The organism is Phycisphaerae bacterium, from assembly GCA_024102815.1.
Classification (GTDB): Bacteria; Planctomycetota; Phycisphaerae; order UBA1845; family UBA1845; genus JAGFJJ01.
Map to the genome: position 1 here is coordinate 28,380 of JAGFJJ010000015.1, position 19,668 is coordinate 48,047.

The 19,668-nt window shown below is 62.1% G+C and carries 17 protein-coding genes; 2 read left to right on the forward strand and 15 right to left on the reverse strand.

The features are described 5' to 3' along the window. Positions 1-12: 12 nt before the first annotated feature. From J5J06_05260 to J5J06_05285, 6 genes are all read right to left on the reverse strand, one after another. Entirely contained in the window at positions 13-1,866 is a 1,854-nt protein-coding gene (locus J5J06_05260; GenBank protein ID MCO6436476.1) for a CvpA family protein, read from the reverse strand. Positions 1,867-1,879: 13 nt separating this feature from the next. Further along, on the reverse strand, positions 1,880-3,556 hold the full coding sequence (gene tadA / locus J5J06_05265; GenBank protein ID MCO6436477.1) for a Flp pilus assembly complex ATPase component TadA: 1,677 nt from the start codon (positions 3,554-3,556) through the stop codon (positions 1,880-1,882). Positions 3,557-3,617: 61 nt separating this feature from the next. After that, a complete protein-coding gene (locus J5J06_05270; GenBank protein MCO6436478.1) occupies positions 3,618-4,679 on the reverse strand; it encodes a PilT/PilU family type 4a pilus ATPase in 1,062 nt (353 codons plus the stop codon). Between the two features lie 298 nt (positions 4,680-4,977). Next, complete coding sequence (locus tag J5J06_05275; GenBank protein MCO6436479.1) at positions 4,978-5,721, reverse strand: SDR family oxidoreductase; 744 nt, start codon at positions 5,719-5,721, stop codon at positions 4,978-4,980. 26 nt (positions 5,722-5,747) lie between these two features. Then, positions 5,748-6,185 (reverse strand): hypothetical protein, encoded by a 438-nt coding sequence (locus J5J06_05280; GenBank protein MCO6436480.1) that lies wholly within the window; start codon positions 6,183-6,185, stop codon positions 5,748-5,750. Further along, positions 6,145-7,113, reverse strand: coding sequence for a J domain-containing protein (locus J5J06_05285; GenBank protein ID MCO6436481.1), 969 nt, complete (start codon positions 7,111-7,113; stop codon positions 6,145-6,147). The genes J5J06_05280 and J5J06_05285 overlap by 41 nt, the downstream gene beginning before the upstream one ends. A 252-nt stretch (positions 7,114-7,365) precedes the next feature. On the opposite strand from J5J06_05285, the gene J5J06_05290 reads away from it, so the two are divergent. Then, positions 7,366-8,067, forward strand: a complete 702-nt coding sequence (locus J5J06_05290) for a hypothetical protein (protein MCO6436482.1) — start codon at positions 7,366-7,368, stop codon at positions 8,065-8,067. Positions 8,068-8,089: 22 nt separating this feature from the next. On the opposite strand, the gene J5J06_05295 is transcribed toward J5J06_05290, so the two are convergent. The 9 genes from J5J06_05295 to J5J06_05335 form a co-directional block, all read right to left on the reverse strand. After that, the gene (locus J5J06_05295; GenBank protein ID MCO6436483.1) at positions 8,090-8,644 is read right to left on the reverse strand and encodes a hypothetical protein; all 555 of its coding nucleotides are present in this window, start codon (positions 8,642-8,644) and stop codon (positions 8,090-8,092) included. Positions 8,645-8,724: 80 nt separating this feature from the next. After that, on the reverse strand, positions 8,725-9,552 hold the full coding sequence (locus J5J06_05300) for a hypothetical protein (protein ID MCO6436484.1): 828 nt from the start codon (positions 9,550-9,552) through the stop codon (positions 8,725-8,727). 131 nt (positions 9,553-9,683) lie between these two features. After that, positions 9,684-10,382, reverse strand: a complete 699-nt coding sequence (locus tag J5J06_05305; GenBank protein MCO6436485.1) for a GNAT family N-acetyltransferase — start codon at positions 10,380-10,382, stop codon at positions 9,684-9,686. An 11-nt stretch (positions 10,383-10,393) separates the two neighbouring features. Beyond that, positions 10,394-10,828 carry a hypothetical protein gene (locus J5J06_05310; GenBank protein MCO6436486.1) on the reverse strand — a complete coding sequence of 145 codons (435 nt, stop codon included), beginning with the start codon at positions 10,826-10,828 and terminating at the stop codon, positions 10,394-10,396. Positions 10,829-10,971: 143 nt separating this feature from the next. Then, positions 10,972-12,015, reverse strand: a complete 1,044-nt coding sequence (locus J5J06_05315) for a hypothetical protein (GenBank protein MCO6436487.1) — start codon at positions 12,013-12,015, stop codon at positions 10,972-10,974. A 105-nt stretch (positions 12,016-12,120) separates the two neighbouring features. After that, a complete protein-coding gene (locus J5J06_05320; GenBank protein ID MCO6436488.1) occupies positions 12,121-12,738 on the reverse strand; it encodes an RNA polymerase sigma factor in 618 nt (205 codons plus the stop codon). Positions 12,739-12,853: 115 nt separating this feature from the next. After that, the gene (locus J5J06_05325; protein ID MCO6436489.1) at positions 12,854-13,699 is read right to left on the reverse strand and encodes a prepilin-type N-terminal cleavage/methylation domain-containing protein; all 846 of its coding nucleotides are present in this window, start codon (positions 13,697-13,699) and stop codon (positions 12,854-12,856) included. 133 nt (positions 13,700-13,832) lie between these two features. Continuing rightward, positions 13,833-16,712 carry a DUF4091 domain-containing protein gene (locus tag J5J06_05330; protein MCO6436490.1) on the reverse strand — a complete coding sequence of 960 codons (2,880 nt, stop codon included), beginning with the start codon at positions 16,710-16,712 and terminating at the stop codon, positions 13,833-13,835. Positions 16,713-16,799: 87 nt separating this feature from the next. Next, a complete protein-coding gene (locus J5J06_05335) occupies positions 16,800-17,654 on the reverse strand; it encodes a hypothetical protein (protein ID MCO6436491.1) in 855 nt (284 codons plus the stop codon). 355 nt (positions 17,655-18,009) lie between these two features. On the opposite strand from J5J06_05335, the gene J5J06_05340 reads away from it, so the two are divergent. Beyond that, on the forward strand, positions 18,010-18,591 hold the full coding sequence (locus J5J06_05340) for a hypothetical protein (protein ID MCO6436492.1): 582 nt from the start codon (positions 18,010-18,012) through the stop codon (positions 18,589-18,591). The last annotated feature ends 1,077 nt before the right edge of the window (positions 18,592-19,668 follow it).

The window sequence follows — 19,668 nt, forward strand, 5'->3', positions numbered from 1 at the left end:
GGGCCGGCCGGACTATTCGGGCGCGACAATGTTCTCGCCGGAGAGGTCCTCTCGCCGCGAAGCCGAGCCTCCCGTGCTGAAGGCCGTGATCTTGACGCCGGGATCGACGAGGAACAGCAATACGAGCTGATAGTCGCCGGTCAGGTGACTGTCCTGAATCTCCTGGAACGGGCCGATACCGCCAATCGACCCTCGGACTTCCGGGAAGTACTGAATCTCAAAGTACCGCTTTCCGTTGACATCGGCGATGGCATACTTGCCGACCATTTCGTAACGATTGCCTCGATCGTCCTCGACGGTGAAGTTCTGGACGGTGGACGTGACTGATTCGAGAGCCCGCCCCAATCCGCTGCGGGCGCGCAGCCGCTCCGTGGGCAATTGCAGCAGGCGCTTATCACTCGGCACGTTGAACCGGCTGATCTCCCGATCGTTGCCCGATTCCTGCGCTGCTACGTCGCCGAAGACGACTCCCTGGACCAGCTTTCCTCGGGAAACATCAAGGTCCTTGACCGATCGGTAGGACTTGATGGGGAACGGCAGATCCTCTGAGAAAAACGCGGCGGCTTCGATCGCGGTTGCGCCGCGCACCCGTCCACCGGTCGTACTGCTTTCGCTCGCATCCGTTGTGCGCCGGCGGCGACGCGAATCACCTTCCGGAGTGCCGGTGTCGCCCGCGGAGCTGGCACCCTCCGATGGTGCGGCTGAACCGGTCGGCGCTTCAGGAGCCGTTTCTACTCCGGGTTTGGGACCGCTTGAAGCCTTGGAGAAAGACACCGGAGCCCGCGCCCCGCGCTTGTATTCGAGAAACGTCGGTCGGAACCCTGCAGGAACCTCGAATAGGACCTCGACCTCGTTCGGAACATCGTTACGGGGTTCCATGGGATCGTTGACCACCGTCCACATGCCCCAGCGCGTCTGGCGCGTGCGAATGTGCCGATTCATTGTCTGCGACGCATCTTCCTGCTGAATGCCGATCGGGAAGTACTGCACAGGCGTGTCCGTACTCGTATCGGTTCCGACAAGGCGGAACTGACGAAGCGTAAAAACGTGCGACCTGCGCTGGTCCCGGGCTTCATTCGACAGGCGGACGCGGATCGCGTGGAACTCGTGACCCGGTTCCGGGGGCTTCGCTTCGAACTTGGCGGGTTCCTCCGTGCGGCCTACCCGCTGCGGTGGCGTGTAGTCGTAGACGAACGAGACGGGCTCGTTGCGCACAATGGAAATCGACCCTGGTGGGGCGTAGCGGGACACCTCGCGATGCGCGGCATTGACCCACCCGCTCGCAGTAACGAGGTCGGGCTCATCGACCGCCAGCAAGCGATCGCCGCTGAAGACACCTGCGGACATCAACGCGCCGACGCCGACCGCAAATCGATCAGGCGTTAACCAGATTTCCGATTGGGCGGTGACTGCTGGAGGCTTCGGTTCAGGCCCTCCCTCGGCTTTCTCCTTGCTGGGGAGTGGAATGCGCTCGAAACCGATGATCGACCCGTCAAAGGGCAGGTTCTGGAGGCAGAACGCGAGCATGCCTGTCACGATGAGTCCGGTGACCAACCCGCAGATACCTCCACCAATTCGATCGATCATGCCAAGCAGCAGCGGCGAGCGGCGGATGAGCTGCGCCGCAACCGTGTGGAGGATGCTCAGCGGGACTCCGAAGAGCAGCGCAGCCGAGATCGCGTAGGCGTAGTCTGGCAGCAGATAGGGCGCCACCCAATGCTGGGCGACCCACTCGTACGTGCCCAGCGAGAGCGCCGCGGAGCAAATGGCGAATACGGCCATCAGCAGCGCGCTGAACATTCCCTGATTCGCCTGGAACAGCGTTACGGCGAAGATCAGGACGACAATGATGGCTGAAAAAATCATGACTGAACCCGCTCTACTTGTCCGCGCTCCGCAGGACGCGGAGGATTTCGTTCATGCTCGTTGTGCCGTCGATGACCTTGAGCAGGCCTTCCTCCTGCAGGTAGTACATCTTGTTCTTGCGGCACTGGGCCTTGATCTTATTGATCGGTGCACCCTGGGCGATGAGACCTGCCACGGCGTCGTCAACGATCATCAACTCGAAAATGCCGGTCCGCCCGCGATAGCCCGTCCCCTGGCAGTTCTGGCAGACGATCTCGACGCCCTTTCGATCGACCTTGGGCTCCGTGGGAGGGCGGTAGAAGCGCTCGATTTTCTCCGCGGGCAGGTTGAGCTTCTTCAGCGTCGCCTCGTCGGGCTGGAATGCTTCCCGGCATTCCGTGCAGAGCGTACGAACCAGACGCTCGGCGATTACACCCTTCAGTGCCTTGGCCACCAGACCCGGGTTCTCCACGAACTTGATGAGCTTCTCCAAGGCGTCGCCCGTGTCCTTGGCGGACAGGCCCATGTAGACCTTGCGATCTTCCGCGGCGGCCCGCGCGGCGAGCATGGCCGTCTCCCGGTCCTCGCATTCGCCCACCAGGATGATGTCCGGTTCGCGACGGAGGATCGTCTGGAGCATGCGGGCGTAGTTCACGTCGGTATTCGCCCCGTCGAATCTCTGTTGCGTGATATTGTCCAATTCGAGCAGGGGACGTCGTTCGAGCGTGTGGATATTGTGCATGTAGGCGTCGTGGCTGCGGAGCACGGCGTACTGCGTCATGGTCATGCCATGTTCCGGCGGCGCAGCGACGATGAACAAACCCGTCGGCTTGGCCAGTATGTCCTTCCGAATGGACTCCAGCCGAGCAGCCGCCAGACCCAGTTCGTGAAGGCGAAGAAGCTTCTCGTGCGACTGGACGCGCAGCTGCATTCGCTCTCCGACGGTGGTGCCCGACGTCTTCACCTCCGTCTTGCCCACGTCCCCTTCGTGGCTCAACAGCGCAGCCTCGATCGTGCCGCTCTGCGGCCTGCGGATCTCCTCGGCGTTCAGTCCCGCAATTTGCTTCAGGTAACGAATGATCTGCTCCGCGTCGCCCGACGGTATGCCGTCCGGCTTTTCGGAGACGACCCCGTCCACCTTGTAGACCAGCCGATATTTTTCCTTGCCGGGGATGAGATCGACCATCGACGCCCGGCGCCAGAGCACTTCGTAAAGAAGGTCCTGCACCTTGTCGAAGACGGCACCGGTCTCGGCGTCTTCCGGCATTCCCACGAATTTCCCGCTGCTGTCGGAAATCTGGATGCGCATGCCCTTCGTGCTGGCCGCCGCCTTCTTCCGCTCACCGCCCATGAGCCGCTTGACGTGCGCCGCAGTCAGCACGCGCGCCGCCGGCACTACACGGCCGTTGCGGTGGATGACATACGCCATGAGCGCCCCCCCGGCGATCAGCAGCCAGGAGAACAGCCCACCAAGAAACAGCCATCCTCGCCAGGGCGGTACGAGGAGCACGATGAACCCCACGAAACCGCCGGAGATGACAATCAGGTTCCAGTGTTCGCGACGCGTCTTGACCACGTCGGTGTCACGATCCACCCACTGCACCGCCATGCCCCAGAGAACCACCAGGATCATGACGATGGCGATCTTGATGGGGTTGACGTAGATGGTCGTATCGACGGCAGCCAGTGTCGCAAGGTGATTCATGTGCATGGCGTGGTCAGGGCCTTTATATCTTCGTGGCGCTGGCAGGAAAGCGCGCCATCGGCCGCGCCTAGCCGATAATGCCTCCCCCGATCACCGAGATGCCCTTGAAGCGCATCTTCAGTTCGTCCGGGTTGGGAGCGGCGGTGTACGCCGTCTTGGCCGAAATCAACTCGGCCTCCGTCAGGCGACGCAACGACTCCGTAAAGTCGATCATACCTTCATGGTACGAGTTGCGGATCACGGCGCCAATTTCGTTCTCCCGCTCCTCCGCGATCAGCTTGCGGATCGTACCGTTCATCAGCATGATTTCACAGCAGGGTACGCGCGGGATGTCCGCACGCAAGCCGGGCAGCAGCTTCAGGCACACGATCGCCTGGAGGTTGAACACCAGCGATGTGCGGACCTGGGAACGGGACTCCTCGGGAAACAGGTCCAGAATGCGGCTGATGGTCGCACCGGTACTGGAGGAGTGAATCGTTCCCATGACCAGGTGGCCGGTTTCCGCCGCGGCCAAAGCCGCTCCCACGGTTTCCTCGTCCCGCATTTCGCCGATCAGAATGACGTCGGGGTCCTCCCGCATCATGTCTTTGAGGGCGTCATGGAAATCCGGAACGTCCAGCCCGACCTCGCGTTGGTTCACGAATGCCTTCTTGTCGTTGTAGAGGAACTCGATGGGATCCTCGATGGTCATGATGTGGCAGGCCCGGGTCCGGTTGATCTGCTCGATGATGGCCGCGATGCTCGTGCTTTTGCCGCTGCCCGTGATTCCGGCGAACAAAATCAGCCCCTGGTGAAGCTGGGCCAGCTCGAGCAGCGACTCCGGGAGGTTCAACTCCTTCACGCTGAGGATGTCCTTGGGGACCCGGCGGGCGGCCAGTGACGTCTTCCCCCGCTGCCGGAAGATGTTAATCCGGAAGCGATCGCCACCGGTAAGCTGGTAGGCAAAATCCAGGGAGCCTTTCTTTCTGAACAGCTCGACTTGCGCCTCGTCCATGATCTCAAAGACCAATGATTCGATATCCGCGCTGGCGAGGGACTTGGCGTCGACGTTTCGTATCACGCCTTGGATACGGAATTTGGCGGGGGTCTCCGCTTTGAGGTGAAGGTCCGACGCCTTGTGCTTGGTCATCGCCCGAAAGTAGCGGTCAATCCGCGAATCGGGCCGCAAACCAGCCGCCGTAGCCTCGCCCACCGCCCCGTTGCCGTCGGGAGCGTCCGCCGGCTTCGCGGGTTCCGGCTCACCGCTGGTGGCGGAGGCAAGGGCTTCCAGGCTGGATGAATCTTCCTTCAATACCCAACCTCTCAGGGTTGAATGGTGAGCCGTACGCGGCTTCTAACGCCGCGGTGTGCGACTTCGGGCGCCAAGGTCTGATGGATCAGCAGTCGCGGATTCCGCCCGGCCCGGGGTGGGCATCCCGCGTGAATTCTTAGGCCACGGATCGCCCCCCGTCAATCCGAAGGACCTGCCCGGTGACAAAGTCCCCGCTTTCCACGAGAAACCGTGCCGCCCGGGAGATGTCCTCGGGCGTCCCCGTCCGGCCGATCGGGACCCGCGCGGCAAGCCGCTCGCGGAGGTCGGCACCATAGCTTTCTGGAAAAACGGCAATGCCAGGTGCGATCCCATTGACTCGTACATCCGGAGCCAGCGCCCGCGCCAGGGCCCGGGTGGCCGTCTCCAAGCCGCCCTTGGATACGCAATAGGCCAGATGATTCGACCAGGGTTTGGCCGTGCTGATGTCCAGGAGGTTGATGACAACACCGCCACCGGAGGCCTTGAGGTGCGGTACGGCTGCTCGGACCAGTCCGACGGGTGCAAGCAGATTCACGCGAAGCATCTGCTCCCAGAAGCCGACGTTCATCGATTCAAGTGTGTCAGGGAAATCCGTAGGAAAGATGCTGGCGTTGTTGACCAGAACATCGAGCCGGCCGGTGAGTCCGACGGCTTGGTGGACGAGCGGATCCCATTCGTCGGGCTTGGAAAGGTCCGCGCAAACTGCTTCGGCGCGGCGTCCCAAGGCCCGCACATCAGCCGCTGTCCCTTGCGCCTCGCTCGCTGAGCGATGATAATGAACGAGCACATCGCAGCCGGATCGCGCCAGTTCCAATGCGATGGCCCTGCCGACGCGGCGTCCGGATCCGGTTACCAAGGCTGTCTTGCCTGCTGGATTCAATCGGACAACACTCCCCGCCAAGCAGATTAGGTCTCGTCCTCGTCGTCCAATCTCGGCGCCCTGTGCTGCGACCAGATGTCCTCCAGCGGCGTGGGCGGAGCCCGTTTGTGATCCGCCAATTGCCGAAAACGCCGGGCCCCCCGGACGACCGCGTAGGTTCCCACAATGACGGCCAATAGCAGCAAGGCCGACCACATGAGGAGCCATTGGGCCGCCTGAATCGTGGTGACTTGGCGCGGCGAGGGCTCCGACGGAATGGACGGCTGCCCGGCCACGATTTCGGTCTCGTCCCGATCCGAAATGCGGTATGCCCAGCTTGCCCAGGCGATGACGAGCAGGCCGACGCCGAGAACCAGGAAGAGCAGGCCGAATCGGGCCCGCCACTGTTCTGCGGGCTCGGCCGCTTCCAGACCCACCGCCACGTTACTTCCACCCCTTCCCCGCTCTCGGATCGGATCGGTCATGTTCTTTCAGTTTCTGCATGAGCTTCCGGATCTCGGGATCCGAAGAGGACGGTGCGACGATACGAATCGAGAGGTACTGATCACCACGCTCGCCCGTCTTCCTTGGGACGCCTCTCCCTTTGAGTCGCAGCTTCGTTCCGCCGGAGGTGCCGGGCGGAATGGTCACCGTCGTCGGCCCGTCGATGGTGGGAACTTCGATCTTGGCGCCCAGCGCCGCCTCCGCGAACGAGATTGGCGTTTCCAGGTGGATATCTGTGCCTCGCCGGTCGAAAAACGGATGCGGCTGAACATGGCAAACCAGCATCAGGTCGCCGGATTCTCCCCCGGATGATCCTCCGTGCCCGCGTACTCGTATCTTCTGGCCGTCCTCAACGCCCGCCGGAACGCGTACGTCAATTGTCTCCGCGCGACCGTTGTCCGGCCTTTGGAGCCGTAGTGTCAGGGTGGCGCCGTGCACGGCTTGATCGAACGTCAACGTGACGCCCTGTTCGATGTCGGGCCCGCGCGGTGCAGGCCGGCGAATGCGGGTCCGTGTGCGGCCTCCGCGCCGTCGGGTCCCGAAGAGCTCTTCGAAGATGCTCGACGGACCCGATCCCGTGCCGCCAATTGCGGAAAACAGATCCTCTAAGTCCTCCTGGCGGACCTCATGCCCGGGGCCCCACTGGTACACGCGTTGGCCGCCGGGCTTGGTCTGCCACTGGCCCACACCGACTTCGCCGAAGCGGTCGTACTCCTCGCGTTTCTTCGCGTCGCTGAGCACGCTGTAGGCCTGCTGGACCTCTTTGAACTTCTCTTCAGCCGACGGATCGTTCGGGTTACGATCGGGATGATACTTCTTGGCGAGCTCGCGATAGGACCGCTTGATCGCTTCCTTGGAGGCGGATTTCGGTACGCCGAGTACTTCGTAATAGTCGCGTTTGGGCGCCATGGAATCTCACTACAGGGAATCCCTCTACAGTATAGACCGCTGCGAAGAGGTCGCAACGAATCTGCGAGCCGTGCGTCAGCCCGCGACCGTGTAACGTGGGATTAACATGACAGGGCCCGCGCGGGGCCTGTTGGCGAGTCCCGCCGCAATGCGTTAGGATCGCGAGCTTCCATCGGGGCCAACCCCATTTTCGTTGCCCGCGGTCTGCGTCGCAGGCGCAACTACTCAAGCGAGATCGATAGGAGATACGGCATGATCCAAGTAAACGGGACACTCCCGGGATTCAGCACGGGATGCAAGAAGATGGTCTCCGCGGCGTCGATTCTTCTGACGACGGTTGTTCTGATCAACGGCGCATTCGCACAGGCACCGGCCGGTCATGGCAAGTCCGAGGCGAATTCGGCAGACAAGGACAAGTCCAAAGACCGAGAGTCGGCGGACAAGCCCGAAACGCTGAAACTGGATGGCCTGACGCTTACCGTTCCCGCCGGTTGGAAGTCGAAGCCGGTCGCCGGGAACCGTCCGATGGGCCCGGTGGCGCTCTACGAAATCCCCCATGTCGAGGGCGACCAATCTGATCCCGAAGTTCGCATTACGCATTTCCCCAACATGAAGGGCATGGATGACGCCAACATCGCCCGCTGGGTCCGGCAGGTGAGGCAGCCCAACGGCCAGCCCTCGACCGTCTCGGACGCCAAGATCCAGGAAGAGACACTCGGGATGGTCCGGCTGAAGGTCGTAGAGCTGAACGGTTCCGTGGCGTCAAGCATGGGAGGCAGCCCGAACGATCCGCACGGCGGCCTGCCGAATCAGCGGATGATCGTCGCCATCATCGACCATCCCAAGGGCCCGCACTTCGTCCGCATCGTGGGCGATCAGGCTACGATGGCCAAATGGGAGCCCAAGATTCAGGAGTTCCTGCACAGCGCCAAGGTTACGGATTCCAATTCGTGATCTTCGCATGGGAGGTCAAGGGCTACGAACCCCGCCCATCGCCCATGGCGTGCGGCAGCTTTGCCCGGAGTTCGATCAGCCGTCGCCGAGCAAACGCGGCAGGGTTCCGTTCCATGGCCTGCCGGGAGCGGGTGTCAAACGCCGCCGCCGCCGGCGGTTGCTCGCCGTCGCCGTAGAACTTCAGCGCTTCGGCAAGACACTCGCCCGCCCGAATCAGCAGGCTGCGCCGTCTTCTGGCCATGGTCTCCGCCGCCGAAGCATCGATGTACACGCCATAGAGCGTGAGCCAGCCGGGGGCGTCAATGACATTTGAGGGTTCGTCGCTGGGATTGATCGAGGTCGGAGAATCCGCCGTAGCGGCCGTTCCCGGGCCGCTGCGGAGCACAAACACTTCCCGCCGATCCGCGCCGCAATGGGCACAGATCAGGTAGAGGTCGAACTCATCCCCTTCCGAAAGCGGCGGGGGCGGCTCCAACTCGACAACTTCGTGCGGGCCCTGATTGCATCGGGCGCACGGCGTCACCGCCAGGTAGAGACGGGCTTCCTCTCGGCTGTGGACGGCCAGACGTACGGACATGCCGAGTACCCCGAGGCTCGGTTGAGTTGACGCTCAATCGAAGGTCGCGTGCCGAATTCGTGCTGCGATAGGTGGGCCGGTCATCCGCCGGAATCATCCTGATCCGCCGGCGCCTCATCTGCGGCCGACCCCTGCATCTGCTTCATCATCTGCATCTGCTGCTCGAGCATGTTCAGGACCTGATCGGCGGGGACTTGTCCCGATGACAACCCCTGCAATGCGGTGTCGAAGGGCCCCATGGCGAGCTGCATCATACCACGGATCTGATCTTCCGTGGGCATCCCCGGATAATCCACATACCAATCCCCATCCACGAGAACGAAACGTACCTCGGAAGTTAGACCGCCGGGGGGGAGGTTGCCAACAACTTCCTCTGGCCCCTTTACGTCCAGCGCGGTTACCTTCAGACTCTCATCGGCCATCTGATCCAGATCGGCAAATACGCTATTGATGCGCGATACTTCGTCGGGCAGCTTCTCCCGAAGAATGTCGGCAAGCTGGTGCAGTTTATCGAGGAAGCCGTAGGAGAGCTCCAGCACCGCCCTCATGGCCGGACGCTGCTCCTCCACGTGGTATTCGAGCAGCTCGTCGAGATTGCGTTCCTTGGAGACGTTATTGTATTCGGCAATCAAGTCGCGAATTTCCCCCTCGATTGCCGCGTTCTCACCCTCGCCCTGATCAGCTTGCGCGTCGCTGTCCGCCGGCGTTTCCTCCGGCGGGGCTTCAGCATTCGGTTCGCGGAACGGAACCCACTCCGCCTGACCGCTCTGGATAGACTGCGACTTCCAGGCCCCGCTCGTGGGGAGGAGCAACTCGCTGTCCGTTGTGGCCAGGTCGCGGTAGACCGGTGGCGGAGGCTCTCGGTCCTTGCAGCCCAGCGGCGGCAACACGAGTGCAAAACCTGCCACAGCCATCCATGCCCGATGTCGATTGGTTATCCTGGGGTATCGCATGACTTCGGTGGGATCCTGATTCGCAGCGCGATGCGTCGCGGCCAATTCTCGCGTGTGCCAGAAACTACCGGTCGGCGAACGGGGCGTCAACGCTTGGCGGGCGTACGGAACCGCTTTCGATACACGGCGCGGGAATCGGAGGATCCTTTCAGTGGCGTGAAGCCTTGGGATTCGAACATCGCCTCAACGCCGGTCCACGCGAACGCCGCGGGAATCTCGGCGCCCGACCCGTGCTTCGGACGAACCGGATAGCCCTCGATCTCGCGTGCGCCGTGTGCCTTGGCCACCGCAATCGCTCCCCGCAGCAATTTCGAGCCGACACCGCGATGCCGGTATCCAGCCGCAATGTAAAAGCACACCACCGACCACGTCCCCGCGGACCAGTCGGTTTCGAGCACCCGGCTGCGCTCCAGGCGCGGGAAATCCCTCCGAGGGCCGACGCAGCACCAGCCGACCGGTTTCTCGCCGACAAACGCCAGGCAACCGTACACGCCGCCGCCTCGAACCAGTTTCTCGAAGGCCCGCCGATTCGGCTCGCCCTTGTTCTCGTCCCAGAGCTTGCCGCCGCGCGGCAGCCGCCAATACATGCACCAGCATCCGCCGCAAGCCCCGCGCGGACCAAACAGCCGTTCGACCTCGGCCCAGTCGTCCGCGACAAGCGACCGAACGTGAACGGACACATTGCGCGCCTGCCCTGCGTCTTCTCGGCGACGCACTGGTTTGCCCGTGCGGGATGGGTCGCGAACGGTTTGGCCTGTTTTCAGCGCCGCCTTCGATTTCGCCATGGTAGCGTCGCCTAAAATGGCACAACGGAGACATTTGTTTCGATACGCAGGTCGGTCAGAAGAATGCTGCGAAACGTAAACGTGATCCGATCGCCGCAATCGAATTCGTCCCCGTCGCGAAGCACGCCGGTTTGGTCGTCGCCGCCGCCGATCGTCTGCAATTCCGCCCGGTCGATAATCAATGCCTGGAGCTCGTCACAATCGCGAGAGAAGGAAATTCGATCCCCCGGGGCGAGCGTCAGTTCCATCTTGGTGCCGACCGTGGTGAGGAGGAGTTCGGGAATCTCCTGCACATCCGAGTAATAGAGCTCGACATCCACGTCGAACGATGTCGAGTTGACCAGCGTGACCGAAATGTTGTTCGGCTCGAGAATGCCGATCAACGCGTCGCATCCCGAATTCAGCAGCAATAGACAGCCGGCAAGTCCCGCGATCCATCGGGCCATGGAGATTCTCCGGTTTCTCTGGCATCCTCAAACGCCGGGCGAAAACACCGCGCAAGGGTGAACCTGTCACCGCTGTCATCCTACTGTCTTTGAATTGTCCTGCCTATGGAGCAACGCCGGCCGGACAGGCTGCCCGATGCAATCTACCGGGACCGCTGGTCAGAATCGGTCAAGTCCGTGATGGGGAATCCCTGAATCAGGAAGGAGTCACTTTCGTCGGCGGGAGCTTCGACACCCCGGTACCGACGCAGATTGCCGGCCAGCCAGATGTTGTCGTTCCGCGGGCCGTATTCCGGTGTGGATCGATGCTCTACGCTGCCGTCCAGCGCCAGGACGTTCTGCCCCCTCCCGCGATGCGCAGGGGAGTTGGACTGCGGGTCGATTCCCGCGTTGAAGCGCCCGCCGACAAACAGGGGATTCACGTCACTTGCGTAGATGACCTGCGCGGCCGGTCGCAACATGGGGTTCCGGCCGGAAAGACCCAGGGTGGCGTAGCTGATATTTCGTGCCGAGGTGAAGTCACCTCGATCCGCAACTTCGGACCGTGGCATGGGAAAGTCGCTGCCCCGCGAAGGACAGACGAAGTCCTCCGTGGTGGGGCCAAAATTCAACTTGGCCAACAGGAACGCATGTCGACTGTTGGAGGCGTAGGGGGCGTCTTGCGGGCCAGCGGGCAGCCATGCCGTAGCCGCACCGCCGCCGGCGTAGGGCAACGCCCCGTCAAACGCAGAGCGATAGAGTGCCAGCCCCTGGAATACCGAACCGAGATTCGCGGCGCAAAGCGCCTCGCGGGCTCGGTCGCGCGTGAGAGAAATGGCCGGAACCACGATTCCCACCAGGATGGTGATGCAGGCGGCGACAGCGACCCATTCCCGCATGGCCGGGAAGCGCAGGATGCGAGCACGTTCGCCCGTCGTGGCTGGAGCATCTGGTGTCTGGGTGGACTGCCAATGCTGCGTCTGGCCGCGCGAAGATTCGATTCGAGCAAGGATTCGCTCCGGCAGACCCGCAGGAGGCGTAGGAATGGACCAGTGATCGAGAGGTCGGAGAATCTCCCGGATGCGATCGCTTCGCGCCCGAAATTCCGGATCGCGCAAAAGTTCGGCTTCCACCCATTGGCGCTCCTCATCGGTGGCACTCTTCAGGTGCCAGGCAAGAAGCAGATCCTCCTTGTTTCGCCTATCCATCGCCGATTCCGTGTCTTGCCTTCTGCCCCGGATTGTTGCAATCCCGGGCAAACTACGTGACCGCCCGGGTTTCTTCCGATTCTACGATCGACAAGCTTACCTAGTTCAGGGCTCCTCCTGCTGATCGGGTGAATTCGCCGCCCGCACCAGCCTCTCGTAGGCGGTCCGGAAAGATTGCACCGCCGCGTGCAAACGGCTCTTGACCGTCCCCACGGGGATGTTTGCCACCTCGGCGATGTCCCGATATGGAAGATTTGCGTAATACGCCAGGATCAACACTTCGCGGAGCCGTTCCGGCATCTGTTCGACGGCCTTTCGGACGGCGCGGCGGCGCTCGTCCACGGACAACGACTCGTCCGCCTCGAGATCGCTGTTCGCGAACAACTCGACGAAGCGGCGTGCCGACTCTCCGCCTTCGTTGACCCGTGCCTCGATGGGTAATTCACGGAGGCGACCCCGGCGGCGAAGATGATCGCGGGCCTTATTTGCAGCAATAGTAAACAGCCACGGCTTGAACCGCCGATCCGGGTCAAACCCGGCGGCAGAGTGGTGTACCTGGAGAAACGTTTCCTGGATGACGTCGTCGGTAGCTGCGCCGTCTGATGTAAAGCGATAAACGAATTGATATAGCTCCTGTGCATATCGGCGCACAAGCAGCTCGAAGCTTGCGGCCCGGCCCGCGACAAATTCGCGCAGAAGCTGTTCGTCCGATGCGGGGGACATCAGCGGGATTGTATCCCGGAACCGTGACGAAATCGTCCACCTCGAGCATGATTGTCGACGAGGCTGGGCACGATCGCCCTGGAGGTCTTCTCAACAAGCTGTTCGACGATACGGCTTACGGCACACGGGCGACGTCGTCGATGCCGTTGAGGTCGAAGTCCTTGGCAAGATCACCACGCATCCGCGTCGACCACTCGGCGTGCAGGTCCTGAAAAAGGAAATTTGTCCCACCGTAGTGCCGGTCGGAGAAGCGGTTGCCGCGCCCGTTTCCGCTACTACCTGCGTAGTTGGCCTCACCGGCATCGATGTAGCTGCAATCGTCCTCTCCGATCCCGTCCCCCCGCTCCGAAAGCTCGTTGGCGTCCCCGATCAGAGGCATCTTGGGGCGAATGCGATCACGATGGGCGGGTCGATCCGGATCAGCCCGCGTGTCCAGACCATATACACCGTCGGCATCGAGCGCGTATGTTCCGGCGCCCCATGACGGCAGATACACGCGGTAACTGCCACTGTTCGGGCCGATGTCGCCCACCGAGCGGCAGACGAAGTACTGCTGCCATCGCGAAGGCTCGACGTTTCGTTGGACTGGGTAACGCTCGGGAACCTGCACGGGCTCGCTGTACACAAAGCTGAAAAGCAATTCCGTCCAGCCGTACTCGCAGGGTTCGGGACAGGTGACGTCCGGCTGGGAATGGTGCGTTCCGCCCGGAAGGCGATCCTCGTCGTCAGGCCGCCACCGAGCGGGAGGGAGTACACCTCCGCTGACGTTTTCGTAAGCCGCAATCGCGTTGCCGAATTCCTTGAGCCGGGCGAGACAGTGGACGCTCTTGCCCTGCTCGCGCGCTCGGCTCAGCGAAGGAAGCAGTATCGAGATCAGGAGGGAGATGATAGAAATAACGACGAGGAGCTCGATAAGCGTAAAGGCGCGCTGCGGGGTGATCGGCTGGAAGCGGGAAGGCATGCCGGCAATCCCTGGAGATAAGTGAATTCTCGGGTTACGGGGAAAACGGAGTCGTTACCCCGTCTCCTTTTCCAATCTTACCATCGACTCTTCGCGCTTCCAGAATCGCATGTCCGATTCTGTCGCCCGGCCATCAAGGCAGCAGCATGTTACCCAGCGTCAGCGGGTCGTACGCGTTACCGGATGCGGGCGCCCAGGAGCTGAATTCCTCCGCGGCTCCGTGCATGCGCGTCACATTAATACCCCAGATTGTTCTCACGGCCGGCGATCCGAACGCCGAAAGCGGGATTCTCAGTTCGGCCGTCCACCGCGGCGGTTCCTTCCTCGTGGCTCCGCGCACCTTGGCCGACCAGGATGACGGCGCGGTTATCGGAGGATTCGTGGTCACGCCTCGCTCCACCAGCACGGCGCCTGAGGACTTGATCGCGAAGTGGAACAGGTCGTCCGGTGTTCGTGTCCCGGCGTTGAGTGGATCGATGAGGATCTCGACGAGCTCTTCTCCGACCGGGATCAGGTCGTCATAGGTGATCTGGTTGGTATCGGCAGCCTGGTTCATCTCGGTTCCGCTGGTCATGCAGTTGACACCGACGTAAAGAGACTCCTCATCGCGCATGAGAAAGACCGTCGTGTCGAAACGGGCCCCTCGATCCGGGGTCATGGCCTCAAACGCGCCGCCCGATGCGACAAGGGAGAATCCCCGCATGACGTTGATGTCTCCCGGAGGCCAGTCGCTCAGGTCACCGTCGATCGTGATCGGACTGGACACCGAGAGCGGCATGACCATGGAGGGCGTTGCGGTTTCGAGCGTTTTCTCGCCGTTACCGTCTTGAAATTCGACCGTTATCGGTCGACCGCGCCATTCCATCAGGCGGGCAAGATCGACAAGCGCCGTCAACTGGACACGAGCCGAGCGGTTCGGCGGCAGATCGGTAACGGGCCGCGCCGCATCCGCCGCCGACCACCCCGGGGGAAACACTGCGAATTTCGCCATTCCGGATACCGGCACCCGACTTCGATTGGTAAGCAACATGGAGACATTCGCCTCGAGCAGCCCCTCTCTCCAATCGCCGCGGCTGCGGAAACGCACGCCATCGACATGTAGAATCACCGCACGAGATTCGCTCATGAGCCTGCGCCAGGCGGCGTCGGTCGCAAGATCGCGCTCCAACGCCGGCTGCGTCCCACCCCGAGCCCGCTGGGCAAGCATGCGACATGCGACCAGGCGGGCATCCTCAAAGGGCCCGTTGCGCATGGCCCATCCGACAGGCTTGGGATCCGCGTAATAAGCTCGCGCGGCCCCCGTTCCCGCGTAAGCGACCAACGCATCTTGCAGCGCTTCACCGACGTGGCTGAGTCCGTTTTCGCGAAGCAACGCAAGCAAGGCCAGATCCTGCTGCCCGCGGCGCAAGTATTTCAGTCGAACGGACGGAATCGGCGCGTCGAGTCCATAGGGAGTGCCCGGGTAGACCAGGGGGAAACCTCCAGGGGATAGCGTGGCCCGAGAATCAGCGGTGTTCTCCGTCGGGGGGGCAAACACCTGTCCGAGCTCAATGAGCTCCGCCCCCAATGCCAGACCTTGCCAGGGGACGACCCGTTGAAAAGCGGCGGGTGCGCTGAGCGCGGTCGAGCCGCTATACGGAGGTCGATCCAGGCAAAACCAGGTACGCCGACCGGCCTCACGTTCCGCGCTCATGGCGGCCGGATCAAAGAACTGCGCCCGGGGGCTCCAGATGGTCACGCCGTCCCCCGGCACAAAAACGCCATTGCCGGGCCATCCCGCGTAGGCCAGGTTCTGGGTGAACAAGTGTGACAGCACGGGCATAGGACAATCGGCCCCACGAAACGCGTCGAGCCGTAGCTGCTCCACCTCGCGAGTTCTCCGCGGGTCGTGATCGGCGGAATCGGAGAGCTCCGCATGAGCCTGTTCCAGCCATCCTTGCGACGAAAAGTGGTCGCGACACTCGTCCACGAAGGCTCGGCGCCAGCGCTCCGATTGCGCCTCCCGCGTGACCGAAGGCGAGAATCGCTCGACATCATTGGGAAGTGCGAGCCAGGGGATGTCGTCTGAAGGCGGCGGCGTCGAAGCGCTCCAGAGCGATTGCGCGAACGTATCGTATCCGGACCAATCCAGCCGCGGTCGGCCGTCGCCACCGACGCGAACCTGCGGCTGCAGAAAGTCCAATGTGGGTTCGACGCGATGGCTGCGAAGCAGTGCGCCGGTTCGGTCCAGCAGTGTGCGGATTCTCGGCATCTGGGCGTGATCAGCGGCCGGATCCGCGCGAAGTTGCACGGGGCGACCCTTCCATTGGATGTGGGTCGCGACGAGCGCTCGATGATCCACTCCCCCGAGGAGTGTCACTTCATTGGCATCGGGAAGAACGAAGGGCCAGACTTCGACTTCGAGCCCGAGTTCCGCAACGGATTTTCCAGAGCTGACGACCGACAGGTTTCCGGTGTAATTGCCGGCCGGGGTTCCCCTGGGGACGGCGAGGTCGATCCAAAAGGCATATTGGTGGCCGGGCAACATGCGTTCCGGCATTCCATCTACTGGAGCCTCGATGGGTACAAGCACATCAAGGATCTCGCGGTCACCGGGAGGGGCTCCAAAGGCACGAAGATACCACCCCGGATTGGGCCCGGCGCGGACGCCTTGGAGGCGGTAGATGCTCAGCGCGGAAGTCGGGATGCGCTCGCCACCGTAACAAAGCGCCTCGCTTCGAAGCGACGGCGTGACGAGTGCTCCGCGCTCAATCTCCACCGCAACGACGAAGGAGATTGTCTCGCCGATTGCCGCGTGGTTCGAAAGAAGGACCGTTCGCGAAAGTGAATCCAGGTCGATTCCGGCTGCCAGGCGAACAACTGGTGTCTCTGCTTCGAGATGTGGGCCGGTCCGGCAGCCGGGAAGTACAAGAATGAGTACCGGCAACAGCGCGGCTGCGAGCCGCTGGGACTGAAACGGCGGAAGGGGCATCCTTGGGAAGCGTGGAATGAGATTCAATGCTGTCCTCGGCATCGGAGCACCCTTGTCCTCCGCCGATGGATTCTGGCCCCGTCCGCCCTGTTCCGGGAAGCCCCGTTTAGGGACCAGGAGAAGCTCCCGTCATCCGCCGCTCGGACTGTTCTGGTTCGGGGAGCCTGCGGGTTGCGGATTCGTTTCCGGCTTCGCGGCGGGGGCCGCACCTTGCTTTTCCTGCTCCTGCAGCTCCTGAATGTGCTTCCGCAAATCTTCGGGCAGGTCCTCAAAAGAGATCTGCTTGGGCTTGATCGTCTCATCTGCCGGCGGGGCTGTCGGGGCAGATGCCGTTTCCTCTTCTGCCGGTTTGGGTTCGGCCCAGCGAACCCTCGTGAATGTGCGATCGAGCGCCGCCAGTCGATCCGACGCCACCAGTTGATAAGGCGTTGACGCGAGATTCTTGGCGTCGATCACCGCCTGGAGATGCTGGCGCGCATCTTCTTTGTGGTCCATGTCTCCGTCGATGGCGAATTGGTTCTCGGCGACGGTTGCCAGCCCCACATGCGCCGCGCCGACGGCGATCGGGTTGGATGGAAATCGGCTGAGCATCTTCTCGTACGCGGCTTGAGCCTGAAGATTGAGTTCCGCATCCGGAGGCGCCTCGACCTGCTGCGCCAGCCGCAGGGCATTCGCCCCGATGTCCAAAAGGCTGGAGAGCACGAAGGTCGGGTCGCTCGAGCCGTCTGCCAGCGTCTTCAGCGTCGATAGCGCCTCTCGACCCGATGTCGGATCGGTAAACGTCAGGGCGCCCTTCCGCTTCCAGGCCGTTTCCAGGGCGTTGGCCCGGGAACGCATCGCCACGGTCAGGACAATGACGATCACGACGACCGCGCCCACCGCCAGGCCGATCTGCCTCCCGTGCTCGGACAAGTACTCCTGTGCCACCGAGAGCGCGTGCGACAGGTCATTCTCTTTTAATTCGTGGCGACGTTCAGCCTTCATGGAATTTCAACTCGCGAGACGCTCCTTCTGACTCTCCGCACCTTCTCCCGCCGGGGAGCTCGGCCGGCCAATTCCGCCCGATTCGGGTGGAAGCGGTTGATGCTACGGATCGGATCGCAGTGCGTCAATCGGCCCGTTCGCGGCTTGGCTGGATTTCGACCCGGAGCTCCGCAACTTGGGGAACCGACGGACTTTTCGGGCGTCCAATAAGCGGTACACTGTCGTCGCCCGGACTTGGATTCCGCTTCGGAAGAACGGAGCGTGTTCTCGGGACGTACTTGTAACGGGCGTGTTTTATCTCTTGGGCCGAACCTGAAGGTCGCCCAGTTTCCATTTCTTACCGGAATCAACAGACATGAAACCCCGACTGATCATTCTTGTCGTTCTCGCCATCGGGATCGCCGGCTATTGGGCATGGAAAGTCTCCAGCGCCAAGCCGGAGTCGACGGTGCCCGAGTTGAAGCCTCAAGTCCCTCCGGAGGAAGAAACCGACCCGGAGATCAGGGATGCCCGTATCAGGGGTGAGGAGCTTTGGAAGCGGCAGGTGGACTGTGAGCGCGCCCCGGGGGAACCGGATGTTTCCGTTCGCGTTGAAGTGGATACTTCCACCGGAAAGAACCGGATGTGGCTCTATTTCACAGAGGCTCATGGTTGGTACGCCCAGTATTTCGCCGTAGACATCTGGTACACCGGCGGCGACGAATCGGTCGACAAATTTGATTCGCAATACAGTTTCGAAGTACGCAAGAACGAGTTCATTCGGGCCAAAGACACGTTGCGGACCTGCATCGAACTCAATCCTGGCGAGTTGGCGCGGGTGGGGGGCAGCATCGGCAAGACCGGTGATTGGAAAGCGGAAGTAACGTACACAGATCCCCGTGCCTGCGTCACGGATCCCGATCCGCTGCCGGCGTTGCCTGATTCTACCTGCAAGTAGCACTGAACACGGCCAGTTTCGCTGGGCTGGCAGGCGGAGCGCCTCACGCTGCCGCTATCCGCCTGCGCTGTTGTCAGAAGATGTCGCTTCGGCGTGTCGGATGGCATATACGGCGACGGATGCATCCTCGAGGAATCGAGGAGAGCCTCCACACTTGACGCCACACCCCAATGTGCAACAATTCTGTTCGCCGAATTTCGCGGCGCGGTTCCGCCGATTGGCGGCAAGCGGAAAACGGCGATTTTTCAGACGATTCCGGCGGGGGATCAGCGTCGGACTCGGCCTCCCGCCGCTGGGAATTTCCGACGAGTTTTCGTGTTGCTTCCAGGAGCATCCGAGTAGTGCCATGATCATGGCACTCAGCAGCCACCGTCCGGGGGAATTTGCTGCCTGACGGCTGAGCGGCGGGATTTCGTCCAGGCGCGTCGAGATCTCGGCCTCTCATGAGCCCTTTGATTTGGCGGAAACGCAGGGCGGGATTGAGTTTCCCGGATTGACATGCACGCCGTTGACCTGGGGAAACGGTCACGGCGGTGAAACCTCCTGGGAGCTGAACTCAGTGTCAGTACTGCGTCAGGAGGGCGCCGTCGCCGATCTTATCGGGCATCGGGTTCCTTCCCGGGTTAGAGGTCCTATAACTGCGCTCGGACTCGGTGCGGATAATACCGGACTCTGCCGCTCGGAGCCGATTTTTTGGATTAGCCTTGCAAAGAGTCCCATATTTTCTTAGGCTATCAGGACGTTTAGGTAATCTCGGACGTGTGAAGCGCGGTTCACTTGGTGCCGTGCCGGCGTCACGAGAGGACAAGCACGGCGCGAATCCAGGATTGACTGCGACGTATGGATTCGGACGTTGTCGGGTTAGCGGGGAATGGCGCGGACCGAGGCGAAATGGCTCTTGGTCCGGTTGCCGATGAGCGGTCGAGCGGCAATTCCGACTTGCGGCTTGGCAACGACCCCCGCCGGACCCGAAGCACGTGAGAAAGGAGGGTTTATCGAGAGGCCGGTCGTAATGCGAGTTCGAAGTGGTTCTTGTACCGTGACAACGGTGAGTAACGGACGGAAGGAAAGAAGCGT

What these genes read in the sequence shown, in the direction of transcription:
- tadA (MCO6436477.1), bottom strand. Translation starts at nt 3,556, where the DNA reads ATGCACATGAATCACCTTGCGACACTGGCTGCCGTCGATACGACCATC.
- J5J06_05270 (MCO6436478.1), bottom strand. Translation starts at nt 4,679, where the DNA reads ATGACCAAGCACAAGGCGTCGGACCTTCACCTCAAAGCGGAGACCCCC.
- J5J06_05280 (MCO6436480.1), bottom strand. Translation starts at nt 6,185, where the DNA reads ATGACCGATCCGATCCGAGAGCGGGGAAGGGGTGGAAGTAACGTGGCG.
- J5J06_05290 (MCO6436482.1), top strand. Translation starts at nt 7,366, where the DNA reads ATGATCCAAGTAAACGGGACACTCCCGGGATTCAGCACGGGATGCAAG.
- J5J06_05320 (MCO6436488.1), bottom strand. Translation starts at nt 12,738, where the DNA reads ATGTCCCCCGCATCGGACGAACAGCTTCTGCGCGAATTTGTCGCGGGC.
- J5J06_05330 (MCO6436490.1), bottom strand. Translation starts at nt 16,712, where the DNA reads ATGCCGAGGACAGCATTGAATCTCATTCCACGCTTCCCAAGGATGCCC.
- J5J06_05335 (MCO6436491.1), bottom strand. Translation starts at nt 17,654, where the DNA reads ATGAAGGCTGAACGTCGCCACGAATTAAAAGAGAATGACCTGTCGCAC.
- J5J06_05285 (MCO6436481.1), bottom strand. Translation starts at nt 7,113, where the DNA reads ATGGCGCCCAAACGCGACTATTACGAAGTACTCGGCGTACCGAAATCC.
- J5J06_05305 (MCO6436485.1), bottom strand. Translation starts at nt 10,382, where the DNA reads ATGGCGAAATCGAAGGCGGCGCTGAAAACAGGCCAAACCGTTCGCGAC.
- J5J06_05295 (MCO6436483.1), bottom strand. Translation starts at nt 8,644, where the DNA reads ATGTCCGTACGTCTGGCCGTCCACAGCCGAGAGGAAGCCCGTCTCTAC.
- J5J06_05315 (MCO6436487.1), bottom strand. Translation starts at nt 12,015, where the DNA reads ATGGATAGGCGAAACAAGGAGGATCTGCTTCTTGCCTGGCACCTGAAG.
- J5J06_05260 (MCO6436476.1), bottom strand. Translation starts at nt 1,866, where the DNA reads ATGATTTTTTCAGCCATCATTGTCGTCCTGATCTTCGCCGTAACGCTG.
- J5J06_05340 (MCO6436492.1), top strand. Translation starts at nt 18,010, where the DNA reads ATGAAACCCCGACTGATCATTCTTGTCGTTCTCGCCATCGGGATCGCC.
- J5J06_05310 (MCO6436486.1), bottom strand. Translation starts at nt 10,828, where the DNA reads ATGGCCCGATGGATCGCGGGACTTGCCGGCTGTCTATTGCTGCTGAAT.
- J5J06_05325 (MCO6436489.1), bottom strand. Translation starts at nt 13,699, where the DNA reads ATGCCTTCCCGCTTCCAGCCGATCACCCCGCAGCGCGCCTTTACGCTT.